Below are 16,946 nucleotides of genomic sequence, written 5' to 3'. Positions count from 1 at the left end.
GAGTCTCGCGCCCACGCGGCCCGCGGCGCGCGGCTCAGCCGGCGGTGCTCGCCCGCACGACGAGCCACGTGGGCAGGGACGGCGCCTCCGGGGCACCGCCGTCGAACGTCGCGAGCAGCCGGAGCGCCGCCGCCCGACCGAGGTCCGCGCCCGGGAGGGCCACGCTCGTCAGTGCGGGCGCCGTGACCGACGACGACGGCAGGTCGTCGAAGCCGGCGACCGCCAGTCGCCCGGGCACGGCCACCCCTCGAGCCGCCGCAGCACGGAGCACCCCGTACGCCAGGGTGTCCGCCGCGGCGACGACCGCCGTCACCCCGTCGTCGAGCCAGTCGTCGAGCAGGTCGTCCGCGGCCGACGCGCCGGCGTCCACGGCGAGGTCCGCCGAACCGACGATCGGAGACACCGACAGTCCGGCGGCCACGGCGGCGTCCTCCAGGAGTCGGCGGCGGAGGGCGAACGTCGCCGCGCGCGAGGTGCCGTCGAGGTACCCGATGCGGCGGTGCCCGAGGTCGGCCAGGTGCGCGACGAGTTCCTGGACGCCGGTCGCGAGGTCGTAGTTCACGGCGTCGGTCCCGCCCGGGGCGTCGAGCTGGACCACGGGGACGCCGGCGGAGAGGTCCTCGCCCGCGGCCGGGGCGTCCACGAGGATGCCCGCGGGGCGCAGCCGCTCGAAGCGCCGTACGTCCGCCGTGACCGGCTGCCGCCCGCGCTCGGTCACGGACAGCACGAGCTGGAAGCGGTCGGTCAGGGTGTCCCGGACGCCGCGGATGACCTCCGCGAAGAACGGGTTCGACAGGTCGGGGGCGATGAGGACGACGAGGTCCCCGCTACCCCGCGCCAGGGAGCTCGCCGCGTGGTCGACGACGTACCCGAGCTCGTCGACGGCCGCGCGCACCCGCTCGGCGATCGGCGCGGACACCCGGCCGCGGTCCTTGCCGTTGACCACGAGGGAGACGGTGGCGATGCTCGTCCCGGCGCGCTCGGCGACCATCGCGGCGGTCACGCGGGCGGGGGAGGGCACCAGGCGATCGTAGCGAGTGCGCGAGCCGACAAGCGCTCATGAGTTGACGTCAAGCGCTTGACGTGTTCTGATGTCAAACGCTTGACGCGCCGCGGGAGCTGATTCCTCCGCCGCGGACCCCACCGCGTCAGGCCCTGACGTCCCATCCCCGAAGAAGTGGAGACCCGCGGTGCCCCGCAAGATCATCCTCGACTGCGACCCCGGCCACGACGACGCCGTCGCCATGCTGCTCGCCCACGGGAACCCCGACATCGAGCTGCTCGCCGTGACCACCGTCGTCGGCAACCAGACCCTCCCGAAGGTCACCCGGAACGCCCTCGCCGTCGCCCGGATCGCCGGGATCACCGGTGTGCCGTTCGCGGCCGGCTCGTCACGACCGCTGCTGCGCGAGATCGAGGTCGCCGGCGACATCCACGGCGAGAGCGGCCTGGACGGGCCGGAGCTGCCCGAGCCGGCGTTCGACCTCGACCCGCGGCACGCGGTCGACCTCATCATCGACACGGTCATGGCGCACGAGCCCGGGACCGTCACCCTCGTCCCGACGGGTGGTCTGACGAACATCGCCCTCGCGGCCCGGAAGGAGCCCCGGATCGTCGAGCGTGTCCGGGAGGTCGTCCTCATGGGCGGCGGCGTGCACGTCGGCAACTGGAGCCCGGTGGCCGAGTTCAACATCGTCATCGACCCCGAAGCGGCCGACATCGTCTTCCGCGCCGGGTGGGACGTCGTGATGGTCGGGCTCGACCTGACGCACCAGGCACTGGCCACCCCCGAGGTCGCCGACCGCATCGCAGCCGTCGGCACCGGTCCGGCCGCCTTCGTCGGCGAGCTCCTCGACTTCTTCGGCCAGACCTACAAGGACGCGCAGGGGTTCGACGCACCGCCCGTGCACGACCCGTGCGCCGTGGCGTACGTCATCGACCCGACCATCGTGCGCGCCGTGCGGGTGCCGATCTCGATCGAGACACAGGGCGTCCACACCCTCGGCATGACCGTCGCGGACTTCCGCGCACCCGCGCCCGCCGACTGCCGGACGAGCGCGGCGCTCGAACTCGACCACGGCCGGTTCTGGGACCTCGTCGTCGACGCCCTCGAGCGCATCGGCGAGACACCGGACACCGGATGGACACCCCGCGGAGGCGCCAGCGCGCCGCGCGCGGACGCACCCCACGCCGTCGCCGCCGCCCTCACCGACCCCGACACCGCCGTCACCCCGGAGCACTGACCCACCATGACCACCACCTCGACGACGACGTCGACCCCGAAGCGGTCCGTCACGGCCCTCACCGCCGCCCTGCTCGCGGCGTGCATCGCGTTCCAGCTCAACGCGAGCATGCTCAGCCCGGCACTCGTCACGATGGCGCGCGACCTGCGCACGGACGACGCCACGATCGGGCTCTCGCAGACCCTGTTCTTCACCCTCGCGGCGCTCTTCTCGCTGTTCCTGCCGCGGCTGTCCGACATCGTCGGCCGGAAGCGGGTCCTCCTCGGCATGCTCCTCGTGATGCTCGTCGGCAGCGTCGTCGCGGCGCTCGCCGTGAACGTCCCGATGCTGTTCGTCGGTCGGATGATCCAGGGCGTCACCGGCCCCGTCGTGCCGATCGGCCTGCTCGTGCTCCGCAACGAGATCGCCGACCCGAAGCGCTACGGCGCCGCGCTCGGCCTCCTCACCGCGGTGAACGGCGGCATCGCGGGCGTCGACGCCCTCGCCGGCGGCTGGATCGCGACCCACTTCGGGTTCCGCGGGATCTTCTGGGTGATCGCGGCCGTGACCGTCGTCGCCGCCCTCATGGTGGCCGCCTGGGGCGTCGAGTCGAAGCCGTCCGCCGGCACCCGCATGGACTGGTGGGGTGTCCTGCCGCTCGTCGTCAGCGTCGGCGCACTGCTCACCGCGTTCAACGAGGCGGGCAAGCTCGCAGCCGCCGACTGGGGGCTCGTGGTGGGCGGCATCGTCGTCGCGCTCGTCGCCTTCGGGGTCTTCTGGGCGGTCGAGTCGCGGGTGCGCGAGCCGCTCGTCGAGACCCGGTTCCTCAAGCGCCGCGGGACCTGGGCGCTCCTGGTCACCACGCTGCTCACGATGACCGGCGTGTTCGCGGTGGTCAACGGCCTCGTCACGAGCCTCGCACAGAACCCTGACGCGGGCTTCGGCATGGAGGCCGACCTCGCCTCGCTCGCGTTCCTCACGCCGTACGCGCTGGTCGGCTGGGTCGTCGGACCCTTCGCCGGTCGGCTCGCGCCGACGCTCGGCTACCGCGCCGTGCTCCGCGTCGGCCTCGTCGGGAGCATCGTCGCGACGCTCGTCATGGCGTTCGTCGGCGTGCACTCGCTGCCCGTGCTCGTCGCGGCGACGGTCCTGATCGGCATCACCTACGCGGGCATCGCGAACATCATCCTGAACGGCCTCGGCATCGTCCTCTCGCCGGAGTCGAACCCCGGGTTCCTCCCCGGCCTCAACGCGGGGGCGTTCAACCTCGGCGCGGGCATCAGCTTCGCGGTGCTCCCGGCGCTCCAGATCGCGCTCGGGACCGGCGGGTCCGCCGGCACCGCCGGGTACTCCGGTGGCATGCTGCTCGGTGCCGTGATCACCTGCGCGGCACTCGCCACGTCCTTCCTCATCCCGCGCCCGGCCTCGGCCGAGACAGGAGCAGCCGCATGACCGGCATCGTCGTCGTCGGCAGCCTCAATGCCGACCTCGTGGTCCGCACGGAGCGCTTCCCGAAGCCCGGTGAGACCCTCCAGGGGTCAGACCTCGCGATCCTCCCCGGTGGCAAGTCCGCCAACCAGGCCGTGGCAGCCGGGAGGCTCGGGGGCACGGTGCGCATGATCGGTGCGGTCGGCGACGACGGGAACGGTGCGCTGCTCCGCGACTCCGTCGCGGCCGCCGGTGTCGACACGACGCACGTCGCCGTCCGCGAGGGGGTCGCCACCGGCACGGCGGTCATCACGGTCGACGGCGCCGGCGAGAACACCATCGTGATCTCCGCCGGGGCGAACGGCACGCTGACGCCGGCCGACGTCCCCGCCGACGCCTTCGCCGACGCCGGGGTGCTCGGGCTCTGCCTCGAGGTGTCGCTCGACGTGGTCGTCGCCGCAGCCCGGGCCGCGCACGAGGCCGGGGTCACGGTCCTCACGAACCTCTCGCCGCTCGGTGCCGTCCCGCAGGAACTGCTGGACCTGACCGACGTCCTCCTCGTGAACGAGCACGAGGCCGCGGAACTCGGTGCCCACGGCGTCCGCCGCTCGATCGTCACCCGCGGCGGGGCCGGCTGCACGGTGCACGACGGCGACGCAGAGCCCGTCCCCGTCGACGCCGTCCGGGTCGAGCCCGTCGACACGACCGGCTGCGGTGACGCGTTCATGGGTGCCGTCGCTCTGCGGCTCGCCGCCGGGGACACGCTGCTCGACGCCGCCCGGTTCGCGGTCGGGGTCGGGGCGTACGCCGCGACGAAGCCGGGCGCGCAGGCGTCCTACCCGAGCACCGCCGAACTGGAGGCGTTCCTGCGGGCGTGAGACGCGCCTCCAGTCCGCACTAGCGTGGTGCCATGCGCGTGGGAGTCCTCGACATCGGGTCCAACACCGGCCACCTGCTCGTGGTGGACGCCCACGGCGGTGCCGCGCCGCTCCCGGCGTCCTCGTTCAAGCAGCCGCTGCGCCTGGCCGAGCACCTCGACGGATCGGGTGCCGTGACCCGAGCGGGGATCGACGCGCTCACGGCGTTCGTCGCCGACGCCGTCCGCATCGCCGAGGACCGCGGCTGCGAGGACATGCTGGCGTTCGCCACCTCGGCGGTCCGCGACGCCGTGAACTCGGACGCCGTCCTCGCCCACGTCGAGGCCGAGACGGGCGTCGAGCTCGCCGTGCTCTCCGGTGGCGACGAGGCGCGGCTGACCTTCCTCGCCGTCCGCCGCTGGTTCGGCTGGTCCGCCGGTCGGCTCGCGGTGTTCGACATCGGTGGTGGTTCGCTCGAGATCGCCGGGGGAGCGGACGAGGCCCCCGACGTCGCGTGGTCGATGCCGATCGGCGCCGCACGGCTCGCCCGCTCGTTCTTCGCCGCCGGCACACCGACCGAGGACGACGTCCGGCGGCTGCGGCACGAGATCCGGGTGTCGATCGCACGGGACGCTGGGCTCCTGCTCCGCTCCGGACGGCCCGACCGTGCCGTCGCGACCTCGAAGACGTTCCGGTCGATCGCGCGGATCTGCGGCGCCGCGCCCTCAGCCGAAGGGCCGCTCGTCCCGCGGTCACTCGACGGCGCCGAGCTCCGGCGGCAGCTGCCCGGCCTGCTCCGGATGACGGTCGACGAGCTCGCGACGCTGCCCGGTGTCTCGCCGAGCCGGGCGCACCAGGTCGTCCCCGGAGCGCTCGTGGCCGAGGCGTGCCTCGACATCTTCGACCTGCCCGCGCTCGAGGTCTGCCCGTGGGCGCTGCGCGAGGGCGTGATCCTCGAGCGGCTCGACCAGCTGTCCGTGCTGGGCTGAGGTCGGGGTCAGGCCCTCCGGGGTGGGGCGAGCAGCCAGGGGCGGATGAGCCCCGTGACGAACGGCAGCACCCAGAACGTCATGATCGGCGTGAGCACGAGCGTCGTCACGAGGACCCGGGGCAGCACCGGGAGGTGTCCGAACGCCGGCACGAGCCAGCCGACCAGGTACGTGAAGACGAGGTTCACCGGGAAGAAGCCGAGCCAGATGCTCACCGCCTGCTTCCACCGCGGCGGCGCGCTCGACGTCGGGGCGTCCTGCGGAGCGTCGAACCACCCCTCGATGCCGGTGCGCTTCTCGACGCGGGACTCGACGACGAGGTCGCGGCCGAGGTCCAGCCACCGCAGCCGGTCGTCGGAGTTCTCCCACGTGGCGAGCTGCTCGTGGTCGGCGAACCGGTAGAGCATGTGCCACTCGTGGCTCGTCGCGTGCGAGCGGACCCAGCCCGAGCCGAGGAAGCCGGGGTAGCGGTTCGCGAGGTTCACACCCGACTGCACCCAGCGGGTGGCGTCCGGGATGCGGTCGGGTTCGACGAGGCGGGTGATGGACACGGTGACGGGCGGGCCTGCACTCACGGATGACGAGGACAGGCTCCCAGGCTCTTGTGGAGTCATGCCTCCAGTGTCCCCGATGCGTGTTTCCGCTGCGTGACGGAGCGCCCGGCCGTGCTCCTCGTGGCGACCAGTACGGTCGCGGCATGAGCGAGTTGCAGCGGGGCCGGAACGAGACCCCGACCGAACGGTGGGACCGCAACTGGAGCGACATCCAGCAGGAGCTCCGGATCGTGCAGACCGGCGCGCAGATCCTCGCCGGGTTCCTGCTCACGCTGCCGTTCCAGCAGCGGTTCTCCTCGCTCAGTAGCCGGCAGGAGACGATCTACCTCACGCTCGTCGTGCTCGCCGTCGTCGTCACCGTCGTGGCGCTCGCCGTGGTCGCCACCCACCGGCTGGTGTTCAAGCAGCGGCAGAAGCACGACCTCGTCCGAGCAGGCAACGTCCTGCTGCTCGTCACGCTGTTCGCCGCCGCACTCCTGTTCGCGGGGACCGTCTGGTTCGTCTTCGACGTGGTGCTCGGCGGCCGCGGCGGGATCATCGCCGGCGTGGCCGTGTTCGTGGGCACCGGGACGCTGTGGACGGCCCTGCCCACCGTGCTCCGCCGGACCGCGAAGGACACGGAGGACTAGGAGGACACGGAGGACCAGCCGGGTCCGAGGACCAGCAGCAACCGAGGACTAGCTCGCGCGCTTCTTCGCGGCGGGCTTCTTCGCGGGGGTCTCCTTCGCGGGGGTCTCCTTCGCCGGGGCCTTCTTCGCCGGTGTGCGTCCCGCCGGCGCCTTCGTCGTCGCAGTCTTCTTCGCGGCGGCCGGGGTCTTCGCGGGGGCCGTCTTCTGCGCGGGGGTCTTCTTCGCAGGGGTCTTCTTCTCCGCGGCAGGAGCGTCGTCGCTGGACGCGTCGCCGGCAGTGGAGCCGGCCTTCGTGGTCCGCGACCCGCCCCGGGACCGCGACCCCGAGCCTCCCGTCCGCTTCTTGTCGACGGACGCCCGCAGGGCGGCCATCAGGTCGATCACGTCGCCGCCCTCTCCGTCGTCGTCGTCCGAGTCGCGGTCGCCGAACGTCTCCGCGGTGTCGACGTCGTCGCCCGACGCGAGCTTCGCGTCGATGAGCTGCTGCAGTTCTTCCTGGTACGCGTCGGTGTAGCGGTCCGGGTCGAAGTCGGTGGACATGCTGTCGACGAGCGAGGACGACATCTTCAGCTCGCTCGCGCTCACCTTCACCGTCGAGTCGAGGCTGCCGAAGTCCGCCGCACGGACCTCGTCGCCCCAGAGCAGGCCCTGCAGCAGGATGACGTCGTCGTGGACCCGGAGCACGCCGAGCCGGGTCTTCTGCCGGAGCGTGAACTGCACGATCGCCAGCCGGTCGGTCTTCGCGAGCGTCTCGCGGAGGAGCACGTACGCCTTCGGGGAGCGCGAGTCCGGTTCGAGGTAGTACGACTTCTCGAACATCATCGGGTCGACCTGCTCGACGGGCACGAACTCGAGGACCTCGATCTCGTGCGACTGCTCCTCGGGCAGCTGCTTGAAGTCGTCGGCGGTGAGCACCACCGTCTTGTCACCGTCGTCGTACGCGCGCTGGATGTCGGCGTACTCGACCTCGTGGCCGAACTCGCACACACGCTTGTAGCGGATGCGTCCCTTGTCCTCGTCGTGCACCTGGTGCAGGGAGACGTCGTGGGTCTCGGTGGCCGCGTAGACCTTGATGGGCACGTTGACGAGCCCGAACGCGATGGAGCCCTTCCAGATCGACCTCATGGGCACATGATGCCCGTCCCTGCACAGGAGCGTCCGGAGCGAGCGGTCGTCCACAGGTCGGGCTTCGCTGGACCGGAGCCGCGCCGGGACGAGCACGATGGGCGCATGAGCCAGCTCGACAAGCAGGATCCGCGCACCCAGCACCCGCGACCGCCGTTCCCCGAGCAGACCCAGACCGGTTCGGGCCTGGCGAGCGCGATGGACCCCGCGCCCGACCACGGCGAACGCAGCTACCGGGGCACGGGGCGGATGCCGGGCTACCGCGTCCTCGTCACCGGGGCGGACTCCGGCATCGGCCGGGCGGCGGCGATCGCGATGGCGAAGGAGGGCGCCGACGTCGCCCTCAACGCCCTCCCGGAGGAGCAGGACGACCTCGAGGAGGTCCGCGACGTCATCGGCGCCCTCGGCCGCAGGGCCGTGCTGCTGCCGGGCGACCTGACGGACGAGGCGTTCTGCGCCGACCTCGTGCGCGACGCCGTGAGCACGCTCGGCGGTCTCGACGCGCTCGTGCTCGTCGCCGGCCACCAGCAGGTGCACGAGGACGTCACCGAGCAGACGACGGAGTCGTTCGACCGGACGCTCAAGGTCAACCTGTACTCGCTGTTCTGGCTCGTGCGGGCCGCGGTGCCGCGCATGGCGCCCGGCAGCGCGATCGTCACGACGAGCTCGGTCTCCGCGCACGAGCCGCAGGCGCGGATGATCGACTACGCGGCGACGAAGTCCGCGATCACCACCTACACGAACGGCCTCGCCCGGCAGCTCGCGTCGCGGGGGATCCGGGCGAACACGGTCGTGCCCGGCCCGGTGTGGACGCCCCTGCAGCCGACCAGCTACCCGGGCGACGAGATCGCCCACTACGGCGAGGGCACCCCGTTCGGCCGTCCGGCGCAGCCCGTCGAGCTCGGCAGCGCCTACGTGTACCTCGCCGGGCCGGAGTCCTCGTACACGTCCGGCTCCACCCTCACGGTCGCGGGAGCGACCGGGGTGGCGCTGTGAGTCCCGTCGCCAAGCGCAGGACCGTCCTCGTCGGCGGGCGGACGATCAGCCTGAGCAACACCGACAAGGTCCTCTACCCGGCGACCGGCACGACGAAGGGGCGGGTGATCGAGTACTACGAGCGGGTCGCCCCGTGGATGATCCCGCACGTCAAGGACCGCCCGGTCACCCGGAAGCGCTGGGCGAACGGCGTCGACGGCAAGGTCTTCTTCGAGAAGAACCTGCCGGACACCGCACCCGACTGGGTCCGGCACCACACCATCGCGCACAAGGAGCACGACACCGAGTACCCGATCGTCGACGACGTCGCGACGCTCGTGTGGATGGCACAGCAGGCCGCGCTCGAGCTGCACGTCCCGCAGTGGCGCTTCGGGCCACGCGGTGGACACCAGGACCCGGACCGGCTCGTCCTCGACCTCGACCCCGGCGAAGGCGTCGGCCTTGCGGAGTGCGTCGAGGTCGCCGTCGCCGCACGTGAGGTCCTGCAGGGCATGGGACTCGACCCCTACCCGGTGACCTCCGGCTCCAAGGGCATCCACCTCTACGCCGCCCTCGACGGACGCGCGACGACGACGCAGGTCTCCGAGGTCGCGCACGAGCTCGCGCGTGCACTCGAGCAGGACCTGCCCGACCTCGTCCTGTCGTCGATGAGTCGGGCCGACCGCACCGGCAAGGTGTTCGTCGACTGGTCGCAGAACAACGGCAACAAGACGACGATCGCTCCGTACTCGTTGCGCGGCCGTGACCGGCCGACGGTCGCTGCCCCGCGCACCTGGGACGAGCTCACCCAGCGCGGCCTCGCCCAGCTGACGCTGGACGAGGTCCTGGACCGCCTGGAGGCCCGTGGCGACCTCCTGCACCCGGTCGCCGCCGCCTCGTTGTCGGTCGGCCGCCCGGACGCCGGACACTGGGACGGCGCGCGGACGGCCGACGCGAACCGGGCGAGCGAGGACCGGCTGAGCGCGTACCGCGCCAAGCGCGACGCGTCGAAGACCCCGGAGCCGGTCCCGGCCGGACCGCCGACGGTCCGCGAGGACGGCCTGCCGACGTTCGTCATCCAGGAGCACCACGCCACGAGGGACCACTACGACTTCCGGCTCGAACACGACGGGGTGCTCGTCAGCTGGGCCCTGCCGAAGGGGGAGCCCACCGACCCGGGGAAGAACCACCTCGCCGTGCAGACCGAGGACCACCCGCTCGAGTACGGCGGGTTCGAGGGGACCATCCCGCACGCCGAGTACGGCGGGGGGACCGTCACGGTGTGGGACGACGGCACGTACGACCTCGAGAAGTGGCGCGACGGCGAGGAGGTCATCGTCACGCTCCACGGCCGCACCGGCGGCGCCCGTCGCCTCGCACTCCTGCACACCCGCGGCCGTGGTCGTGGACGCGACGGCGACGAGAAGAACTGGCTCATCCACCGGACGAAGGAGCAACCCGCCCGCGAACCCGGCGCCGGCGACCGGGCAGCGTCGGGGCGGACCGAGCGGCCGACGGTCCACGCGACGACCCGTGCCTCGGAACCCCCGACCGAGCGCCGCACCATGCAGGCCTCCCTCACGACGGGCGAGCCGCACCTCGACCCCGACGACTGGGCCTTCGAGCTGAAGTGGGACGGCGTCCGCGTGCTCGCCACCGTACGGGACGGCCACGTCACGCTGCGCAGCCGGAACGGCAACGACCTGACCGACCAGTACCCGGAGCTGCAGGACCTCGGCGACCGGGCCGCGGTCGACGGCGTCTACGACGGCGAGGTCGTCGCGCTCGACGACCGGGGTCGGCCCTCGTTCCAGCTCCTCCAGGAGCGCATGGGCCTCACGAAGCCGCGCGAGGTGGAGGCAGCCCGCCGACGGACCCCCGTGCGGCTGTTCCTCTTCGACGTGCTCGAGGCCGACGGGCACGAGCTGACCCGGCACGGGTACACGGCACGCCGGGAGGCCCTCGCGACCGTGGTCGAGCCCGGCGGTGCGGTCGAGGTGCCAGACGCCGTCGAGGGCGACTTCGCGGCGGCGCTCGCCGAGTCCCGTCGTCGTGGTCTGGAGGGCGTCGTCGCGAAGAAGCGCACCTCCCGGTACGCCGAGGGCCGCAGGTCAGAGGCCTGGCTGAAGGTGAAGCACCACGCGACGCAGGAAGTCGTCGTCGGCGGGTGGAAGCCCGGTGCCGGTCGACGTGCCGGCGGCATCGGGTCCCTCCTGCTCGGTGTGCCGGGGCCGGACGGGTTGGAGTACGTCGGCAAGGTCGGCACCGGCTTCCGCGACCGGGACCTCGACGAGATCGCGGACACCCTCGGCCCCCTGGAGCGGAAGACGTCGCCGTTCGTGGACGTCCCGCGTCCCGATGCGCGCGACGCGCACTGGGTCCGAGCGACACGGGTGGGCGAGGTGGAGTTCGCCGAGTGGACCGGCGACGGTCGGCTCCGGCAGCCCTCGTGGCGCGGGTGGCGGCCCGACAAGGACCCCGGGGACGTCGTCCGGGAGTCCTGATCGCGCACATGCACACGCATGGGGTCCGCCTCGGGCGAACTTCCGTCCCCCGTTCGGCCGCTCCACGGGGGACGATCCCGCCGGGAGCCTGCCGCCGCTCCTCGCGCGACTGTTACGTTCACGGGGACGGAAGGGCGTGACCATGAGCACGAGCAAGTACCTGCCGCCGTTCACCCCGGAGGAACGCGGAGCGGCACCGGGCAACCGTGCACGTTACGCGGTGGAGCCGCCGGCCGTCGTCTCGGACGGCGAGATCACGTACGCGGACTTCCTCGGCGACGAGGTCGAGGACTGAGACGCGGTGAAGGTGAGACGCGGCCGAGGACTGACCGCACTGACGGCGAACTGAAGGCGGCCCGCACGCCGGATCAGGGGACGCACGGGCCACCGTCGGGAGCGCCGTGACCGGCGTTCAGGGATGGACCGGCCACGGCGCGCTCGGGCCAGCAGCGGGGAGCCGCTGGCAGGCTCACCACTGAGACGGTGTGACGAACCGGATCGTCACACCGGGTCGTGACGATGTCCGGATGACGCGGGTCAGGGTGCCGGAGCGGGACCGTCCGCCGGTGCGGCGTCGTCGGCGGCGGCCAGGTCCTCATCGACGAGCTCGTCCTCGTCGGGCTCGATCACGTCGGCCGCAGCGGCCTTCGCCTCGTCGATCGCGTCCTGGGAGCGGCGGAGGAGTTCGTCGTCGTGGTCGGTCATGACCGCGACGCTACGCGGGGGTCCCTGTGTCGGCCTCGCGGCGAGGCGTGGGGAGCGTCGGCATCGGCGATCGTGGCGCACCGTGCGACGACTCGTAGTCCACTGCGGACGTCGGCGCCGGGGTCGACGGCATGGCCGGGGCGGCGGGGGCGCCGAACGCGTCGGCGGCGTCGAGCACGGCCCGGGTCGCGGCAGCTGCGGTGCGGAGTGCTTCGGCCGTCGGCATCGCCCGGTGCGCCGCCGTCCGCACCTCGACGCCCCAGGGCTCGTCGAAGCCCAGGTCGCGGACCGTCCGGACGAAGCCGGGCAGGTCCCACGCACCGGACCCGGGGAGGTGGCGGGCAGCGCGGGACTCCTCGGCGAGCGTCATGCCGGCCGGTGTGTGGAGGAGACCGTCGCTCAACTCCACGGCGGCGAGGGCCGACGGGGCGACACCCTCGTGGACGGACGCGAGGGTCGAACCCCCGCGGAGCGTGTGCATCGCGTCGAGGAGCAGGCCGCCGTTCGGGTGCCCGGCGGCGGTGACGAAGCGGGAGGCCCGCTCGACGGTGGGCAGGTTCGACCACGGTTCGGGCTCGAGGACGAGCTGGGCGCCGAGGTGCTCCGTCCGTTGCGCGAGCGCGATCCAGTCGTCGAGCATCGCGTTCGGCGTGACGGTGAGGGTGGTGTCGGCGCGGACGACGACCTGCCACGCGCGCAGCGCAGCCGTCGCCTCGAACACCACGCCCCGGTCGGCCTCCTCGTCCGCGGAGCGATCGGCGCTGGTCCACCACCGGTCGAGCGGGCCGAGCTGCACCCACACGATCCCGGCACGGTCGAGCACGCGACGGAGCGCAGCGAAGCCCATCGTCGCGCGCACCTCGTGGAGGTCGCCCACGGTGAGCGAGAGCCCCGCGAAGCCGGCGTCACCGACGGCGCGGACACGGTCGCCGATCGGTTCGTCGCCAGCCCAGGTCGAGGACGTGGCGAGCAGGTCGTGTTCGAGCACGGCGGCACCTCCGGAATCCGGACGGGCGACTGCTCCCCAGCAGGCTGCCCCGTCCGTGGTGTTGCGACGCCGCAGACCCCCGACGTCACACCGAGGTCTACGCCGCAGACCTGCGAGCGCTCCCAGTCGCTCGACACGTGGCCGGTGTGCGCGGGTGCTCAGACGATCCGTGTGCGCACGGTCCCGACGCCGGCGATCCGGCCCTCGACGACGTCACCGCGCACGAGCGGGCCGACCCCGTCCGGGGTGCCGGTCATCAGCAGGTCGCCCGGAGCGAGGCGGACGGACCGGGACAGCTCGGCGATGGTCTCCGCGACCAACCAGATCTGGTCCGCGAGGTCGCCGGACTGGCGCAGCGCACCGCCGACGTGCAGCTCCACGGCTCCGGAGGTCGGGTCGACCCCGGCGGCCGGCACGAGCGTCCCGACGGGGGCCGAGGCGTCGAAGCCCTTCGCGGCGTCCCACGGGCGCCCGAGTCGCTTGGCCTCGGCCTGCAGGTCACGCCGGGTGAGGTCGAGTCCGACGCCGTAGCCCCACACGACGTCGAGGGCATCGGCCACGGGGACGTCGACCGCGGGTGCGCCGATCGCGACGACGAGCTCGACCTCGTGCTCGAGCTGGCCGGTCAGCGGCGGGTACGGGGTGTCGGCGTCGTCCGTCACCACGGCGTCCGCCGGCTTCGTGAAGAAGAACGGGGGCTCGCGGTCCGGGTCGTGGCCCATCTCCCGAGCGTGCGCGGCGTAGTTCCGGCCGACGCAGAAGACGCGGCGGACCGGGAACCGACCGCCGGTGCTCGTCGGGACGGACGGCTGGGGCGGTACCGGGACCACGAAGTCGCTCACCCGCCCACCATGGCACGACGAGGCCGGACCGTCCCCGTCACCCCTCGGCGAGGGACGCCTCGGCGCGGAGCTTCCGGGCGCGGGCACGCTCTTCGCGCTCCCGGCGTTCGATCCGCAGCTCCTCGAGGCGTTCGAGTGACCCGTCCGAGCGGATGATCGGGCCGTAGTGCGGGTCCTGGAGCAGTTCGAGCGTGCTGCGCTCGTACCGCGCGAAGACCTCGAAGAACCGCTCGTCCTCCATCTCACCGATCATGATGTGTCTCCTTCCGCCTCCTGTTGGACGCCCTCGACCACCGTCACGACCAGGCTCGCGACCGCCACCACGGCACCGATGACCGCCACCGCCGCACTCGTCCACCCCACGTCCATGCCCCGAGCTTGACGGCAATGGACCGGCCACGCGACGAGCGTGACCGGTCCTGTGGAGGGTGGGTCGTGCCTCCAGGCAGGTGCAGGAGCCGCGTCCGGGGACCGCCCGGCGGGGCCGCGGCCCGCTCAGTCCTGCGGCCACCCCGCGAACTCCCACCCGGTGACCGACGGGTGGTCCTCGCCCCGCGAGTACGCGTACGCACGGGCGGCGTCACGGGCCGCGGTCAGGCGGTCGAGCAGCTCGCTGTGCGCCGACGCGTCGACCCGCGTCAGTGCGTCGTGGGCCAGCGCGAACCGGTCCATGTCGTTCCGGATGAGCATGTCGAACGGGGTCGTGGTCGTGCCCTGCTCCTGGAAGCCGTGCACGTGCAGGTCGTCGTGCCCGTGGCGGCGGTAGGTGAGCTGGTGCACGAGCGCCGGGTACCCGTGGAACGCGAAGACGGCGGGCGTCCCCGGGAGGAACACCTCGTCGTACCGCTCGTCCGACACCGGGTGGTCGTGCTTCCGCGGGTCGCCGATCGACAGCAGGTCGACGACGTTCACGACCCGGACGCCGACGCCGGGGGCGTGCTGGCGGATGATGGCCGCCGCGGCGAGGGGCTCGACGGTCGGGACGTCGCCGGCGCCCACGAGCACCACGTCCGCGCGCCCGACCTCGGTCTCGGTGCCGGCCCAGTCCCAGACGCCCAGGCCGGCCGCGGCGTGGGCGACCGCGTCCTCGAGGGACAGGAACACCGGCTCGGGGTGCTTGCCGGCGACGATGACCTCGATGCGGTTCGTCGTCTCGAGCGCGTGGGCGGTGACCGCGAGCAGGGTGTTCGCGTCGGCCGGCAGCTTGATGCGCACGAGGTCCTGCTGCTTCGACGCGACGACGTCGAGGAAGCCGGGGTCCTGGTGGGAGAAGCCGTTGTGGTCCTGCCGCCAGACGTGCGACGAGAGCAGGATCGTCAGGTTCGAGACCGGCAGGCGCCAGTCGAGGTCCGAGGACGACTCGAGCCACTTGGCGTACTGGCCGACCATCGAGTCGATGATGTGCGCGAAGGCCTCGTAGGTGTTGAGGATGCCGTGCCGACCCGTCAGGACGTAGCCCTCGAGCATGCCCTCCAGCACGTGCTCGGACAGCAGTTCGATCACGCGGCCCCGCGCGGCGAGGTGCTCGTCGCCGGGTGCGCGGTCCGCCCGCCACACGCGCGAGGTCACGTCGAACACCGCGTCGAGCTTGTTCGAGACCGTCTCGTCGGGCCCGAACAGCCGGAAGGCCGACCCGTTCCGCTCGACCACCGACGCGAGCCAACGGCCCAGCGTGCCCGTCGCGGAGGCGGGTTCGCCGGCCGCGACGCCGTGCTCCGTGATGGCGGGCAGGTCGAGCGCGGTCCGGAGCCGCCCACCGTTCGCGACGGGGGTGGCGCTCATGCGCAGGTCGCCCTCGGGCCGGATCGAGCCGAGGATCCCGATCGGACGGCCCCGCTCGTCGAAGAGCTCCTCCGGGCGGCAGGAGCGCATCCACGCCTCGAGCCGGGCGCGGTCCTCGTCGTTCGTCCGCACGTCCGGCAGCGGGATCTGGTGCGAGTGGAACGTGCCCTCGTTCGGCCCCGTCCACCCCTTCGGCGTCCGGAGGATGATCATCGGCCAGCGCGGCCGCAGGTCGGCGGCCCCGGCGGGCTGTCCGGCAGCGGCGCGCTCCGCCTGGGCGCGGGCGGCGGCCTGGATGTCGTCGATGCGCGCGAGGGCTCGCCGGAGCGCGGCGTCGAAGAGTGCGTGCACGGCGTAGGGGTCGTCGCCGACCCGGCCGGAGTCCACGGTGATCGGCTCGTACCCGAGACCGCGGAAGTAGGCGTCGAGGTCCTCGCCGGGGATCCGGGCGAGGACGGTCGGGTTCGCGATCTTCCACCCGTTGAGGTTGAGGATCGGCAGCACGGCCCCGTCCGACACCGGGTCGATGAACGTGTGCGCCTGCCACGAGGCGGCGAGCGGACCGGTCTCGGCCTCGCCGTCGCCGACGACGCACGCGACCACGAGGTCGGGGTCGTCGAGCGCCGCTCCGTACGCGTGGGCGAGGGAGTACCCGAGCTCGCCGCCCTCGTTGATCGAGCCGGGCGTCTCGGGTGCCGCGTGCGACGGGATGCCCCCCGGGAACGAGAACTGCCGGAAGAACTGCCGGAGACCGTCCTCGTCCGGGGTGATCTCCGGGTAGAGCTCGCTCCAGGTGCCCTCGAGCCAGGCGTTCGCGTTCATCGCCGGGCCCCCGTGCCCCGGACCGCAGACGTACAGCAGACGGCGGTCCGTCTCGGCGATGAGCGCGTTGCAGTGCGCGTAGACGAGGTTGAGCGCCGGCGAGGTCCCCCAGTGGCCGAGCAGGCGCGGCTTGATGTCGTCCGGCTCGATCGGCCGGGTGAGGAGCGGGTTGTCGAGCAGGTGGATCTGCCCGGCGGTGAGGTAGTTCGCGGCGCGCCACCAGGCGTCGATCGCCCGGATGCGGTCGGTGGTCGCGATGGGTGCAGGGGACATGACCCCACGCTACGGACGGGTGGGTGGAGATTTTCCAGCAACGCATCCAAACCGATCGGCAGGGGGTGCCGAATGCCTGTCACAAGGGCGAAACGCCCAAGAAGCTCCCCGGCCATGTACGGCCGGTACACGTCTCCCGCACAGCAAGGGAGGCAGGGCCACCGGCCGGAGCACCGACACAGCAAAGGAACTCATCATGCGCAAGAGCCTGAAGACCACGATCACCCTCGCCACGACCGGCGCGCTCGTCC

Annotated in this window: 16 protein-coding genes; 8 read left to right on the top strand and 8 right to left on the bottom strand. The window is 72.6% G+C overall.

Annotation, left to right across the window (positions count from 1 at the left end; all coding sequences use genetic code 11):
- Positions 1-34 precede the first annotated feature (34 nt).
- Positions 35-1,021 (bottom strand): LacI family DNA-binding transcriptional regulator, encoded by a 987-nt coding sequence (locus tag IEY20_RS08035; RefSeq protein WP_229727951.1) that lies wholly within the window; start codon positions 1,019-1,021, stop codon positions 35-37.
- A 169-nt stretch (positions 1,022-1,190) separates the two neighbouring features.
- Between IEY20_RS08035 and uriH the strand changes: the two genes are divergently transcribed.
- From uriH to IEY20_RS08015, 4 genes are read left to right on the top strand one after another with little or no spacing between them, the layout of a single operon-like run.
- The gene (gene uriH, locus IEY20_RS08030; protein ID WP_022902838.1) at positions 1,191-2,243 is read left to right on the top strand and encodes a uridine-preferring nucleoside hydrolase UriH; all 1,053 of its coding nucleotides are present in this window, start codon (positions 1,191-1,193) and stop codon (positions 2,241-2,243) included.
- 6 nt (positions 2,244-2,249) lie between these two features.
- Entirely contained in the window at positions 2,250-3,674 is a 1,425-nt protein-coding gene (uriT, locus tag IEY20_RS08025; RefSeq protein WP_175327782.1) for a uridine transporter UriT, read from the top strand.
- Positions 3,671-4,528, top strand: coding sequence for a ribokinase (locus tag IEY20_RS08020; RefSeq protein ID WP_175327781.1), 858 nt, complete (start codon positions 3,671-3,673; stop codon positions 4,526-4,528). The genes uriT and IEY20_RS08020 overlap by 4 nt, the downstream gene beginning before the upstream one ends.
- A 32-nt stretch (positions 4,529-4,560) precedes the next feature.
- Positions 4,561-5,496 (top strand): Ppx/GppA family phosphatase, encoded by a 936-nt coding sequence (locus IEY20_RS08015; protein WP_022902835.1) that lies wholly within the window; start codon positions 4,561-4,563, stop codon positions 5,494-5,496.
- Positions 5,497-5,504: 8 nt separating this feature from the next.
- On the opposite strand, the gene IEY20_RS08010 is transcribed toward IEY20_RS08015, so the two are convergent.
- The gene (locus IEY20_RS08010; RefSeq protein WP_042726460.1) at positions 5,505-6,110 is read right to left on the bottom strand and encodes a putative antibiotic biosynthesis monooxygenase; all 606 of its coding nucleotides are present in this window, start codon (positions 6,108-6,110) and stop codon (positions 5,505-5,507) included.
- A gap of 83 nt (positions 6,111-6,193) precedes the next feature.
- Between IEY20_RS08010 and IEY20_RS08005 the strand changes: the two genes are divergently transcribed.
- Complete coding sequence (locus IEY20_RS08005) at positions 6,194-6,679, top strand: DUF6328 family protein (RefSeq protein ID WP_175327780.1); 486 nt, start codon at positions 6,194-6,196, stop codon at positions 6,677-6,679.
- Between the two features lie 48 nt (positions 6,680-6,727).
- On the opposite strand, the gene ku is transcribed toward IEY20_RS08005, so the two are convergent.
- Positions 6,728-7,804, bottom strand: coding sequence for a non-homologous end joining protein Ku (gene ku, locus IEY20_RS08000; RefSeq protein WP_175327779.1), 1,077 nt, complete (start codon positions 7,802-7,804; stop codon positions 6,728-6,730).
- A gap of 105 nt (positions 7,805-7,909) precedes the next feature.
- Here ku and IEY20_RS07995 point away from each other — a divergent pair, with 105 nt between their 5' ends.
- The 3 genes from IEY20_RS07995 to IEY20_RS07985 all read left to right on the top strand — a co-directional run bounded on the left by IEY20_RS07995 (position 7,910) and on the right by IEY20_RS07985 (position 11,578).
- Positions 7,910-8,800 (top strand): SDR family oxidoreductase, encoded by an 891-nt coding sequence (locus tag IEY20_RS07995; RefSeq protein WP_175327778.1) that lies wholly within the window; start codon positions 7,910-7,912, stop codon positions 8,798-8,800.
- On the top strand, positions 8,797-11,283 hold the full coding sequence (locus IEY20_RS07990) for an ATP-dependent DNA ligase (protein WP_175327777.1): 2,487 nt from the start codon (positions 8,797-8,799) through the stop codon (positions 11,281-11,283). The genes IEY20_RS07995 and IEY20_RS07990 overlap by 4 nt, the downstream gene beginning before the upstream one ends.
- Positions 11,284-11,425: 142 nt before the next feature.
- On the top strand, positions 11,426-11,578 hold the full coding sequence (locus IEY20_RS07985) for a hypothetical protein (protein ID WP_175327776.1): 153 nt from the start codon (positions 11,426-11,428) through the stop codon (positions 11,576-11,578).
- A 242-nt stretch (positions 11,579-11,820) separates the two neighbouring features.
- Here the strand turns inward: IEY20_RS07985 and IEY20_RS07980 are convergent, their stop codons facing one another.
- The 5 genes from IEY20_RS07980 to IEY20_RS07960 form a co-directional block, all read right to left on the bottom strand.
- Positions 11,821-11,988: a hypothetical protein gene (locus tag IEY20_RS07980; RefSeq protein ID WP_175327775.1), complete on the bottom strand. Its 168-nt coding sequence runs from the start codon at positions 11,986-11,988 to the stop codon at positions 11,821-11,823.
- A gap of 10 nt (positions 11,989-11,998) precedes the next feature.
- Positions 11,999-12,976, bottom strand: coding sequence for a sugar phosphate isomerase/epimerase family protein (locus IEY20_RS07975; RefSeq protein ID WP_175327774.1), 978 nt, complete (start codon positions 12,974-12,976; stop codon positions 11,999-12,001).
- Between the two features lie 158 nt (positions 12,977-13,134).
- Positions 13,135-13,818 (bottom strand): fumarylacetoacetate hydrolase family protein, encoded by a 684-nt coding sequence (locus IEY20_RS07970; protein ID WP_175327773.1) that lies wholly within the window; start codon positions 13,816-13,818, stop codon positions 13,135-13,137.
- A gap of 37 nt (positions 13,819-13,855) precedes the next feature.
- On the bottom strand, positions 13,856-14,071 hold the full coding sequence (locus tag IEY20_RS07965; RefSeq protein WP_022903652.1) for a hypothetical protein: 216 nt from the start codon (positions 14,069-14,071) through the stop codon (positions 13,856-13,858).
- A gap of 242 nt (positions 14,072-14,313) precedes the next feature.
- Positions 14,314-16,695 (bottom strand): phosphoketolase family protein, encoded by a 2,382-nt coding sequence (locus IEY20_RS07960; RefSeq protein ID WP_175327772.1) that lies wholly within the window; start codon positions 16,693-16,695, stop codon positions 14,314-14,316.
- Between the last annotated feature and the right edge of the window lie 251 nt (positions 16,696-16,946).

This window comes from Curtobacterium luteum (assembly GCF_014646995.1).
Taxonomy (GTDB): Bacteria; Actinomycetota; Actinomycetes; order Actinomycetales; family Microbacteriaceae; genus Curtobacterium; species Curtobacterium luteum.
This window is presented reverse-complemented; position numbering and strand designations above follow the sequence as displayed.

Bases quoted from the DNA above. Each gene is read 5' to 3' on its own strand.
- uriT (WP_175327782.1), top strand. From the start codon at position 2,250: ATGACCACCACCTCGACGACGACGTCGACCCCGAAGCGGTCCGTCACG.
- IEY20_RS08020 (WP_175327781.1), top strand. From the start codon at position 3,671: ATGACCGGCATCGTCGTCGTCGGCAGCCTCAATGCCGACCTCGTGGTC.
- IEY20_RS08015 (WP_022902835.1), top strand. From the start codon at position 4,561: ATGCGCGTGGGAGTCCTCGACATCGGGTCCAACACCGGCCACCTGCTC.
- IEY20_RS08010 (WP_042726460.1), bottom strand. From the start codon at position 6,110: ATGACTCCACAAGAGCCTGGGAGCCTGTCCTCGTCATCCGTGAGTGCA.
- IEY20_RS08005 (WP_175327780.1), top strand. From the start codon at position 6,194: ATGAGCGAGTTGCAGCGGGGCCGGAACGAGACCCCGACCGAACGGTGG.
- ku (WP_175327779.1), bottom strand. From the start codon at position 7,804: ATGAGGTCGATCTGGAAGGGCTCCATCGCGTTCGGGCTCGTCAACGTG.
- IEY20_RS07995 (WP_175327778.1), top strand. From the start codon at position 7,910: ATGAGCCAGCTCGACAAGCAGGATCCGCGCACCCAGCACCCGCGACCG.
- IEY20_RS07985 (WP_175327776.1), top strand. From the start codon at position 11,426: ATGAGCACGAGCAAGTACCTGCCGCCGTTCACCCCGGAGGAACGCGGA.
- IEY20_RS07980 (WP_175327775.1), bottom strand. From the start codon at position 11,988: ATGACCGACCACGACGACGAACTCCTCCGCCGCTCCCAGGACGCGATC.
- IEY20_RS07965 (WP_022903652.1), bottom strand. From the start codon at position 14,071: ATGATCGGTGAGATGGAGGACGAGCGGTTCTTCGAGGTCTTCGCGCGG.
- IEY20_RS07960 (WP_175327772.1), bottom strand. From the start codon at position 16,695: ATGTCCCCTGCACCCATCGCGACCACCGACCGCATCCGGGCGATCGAC.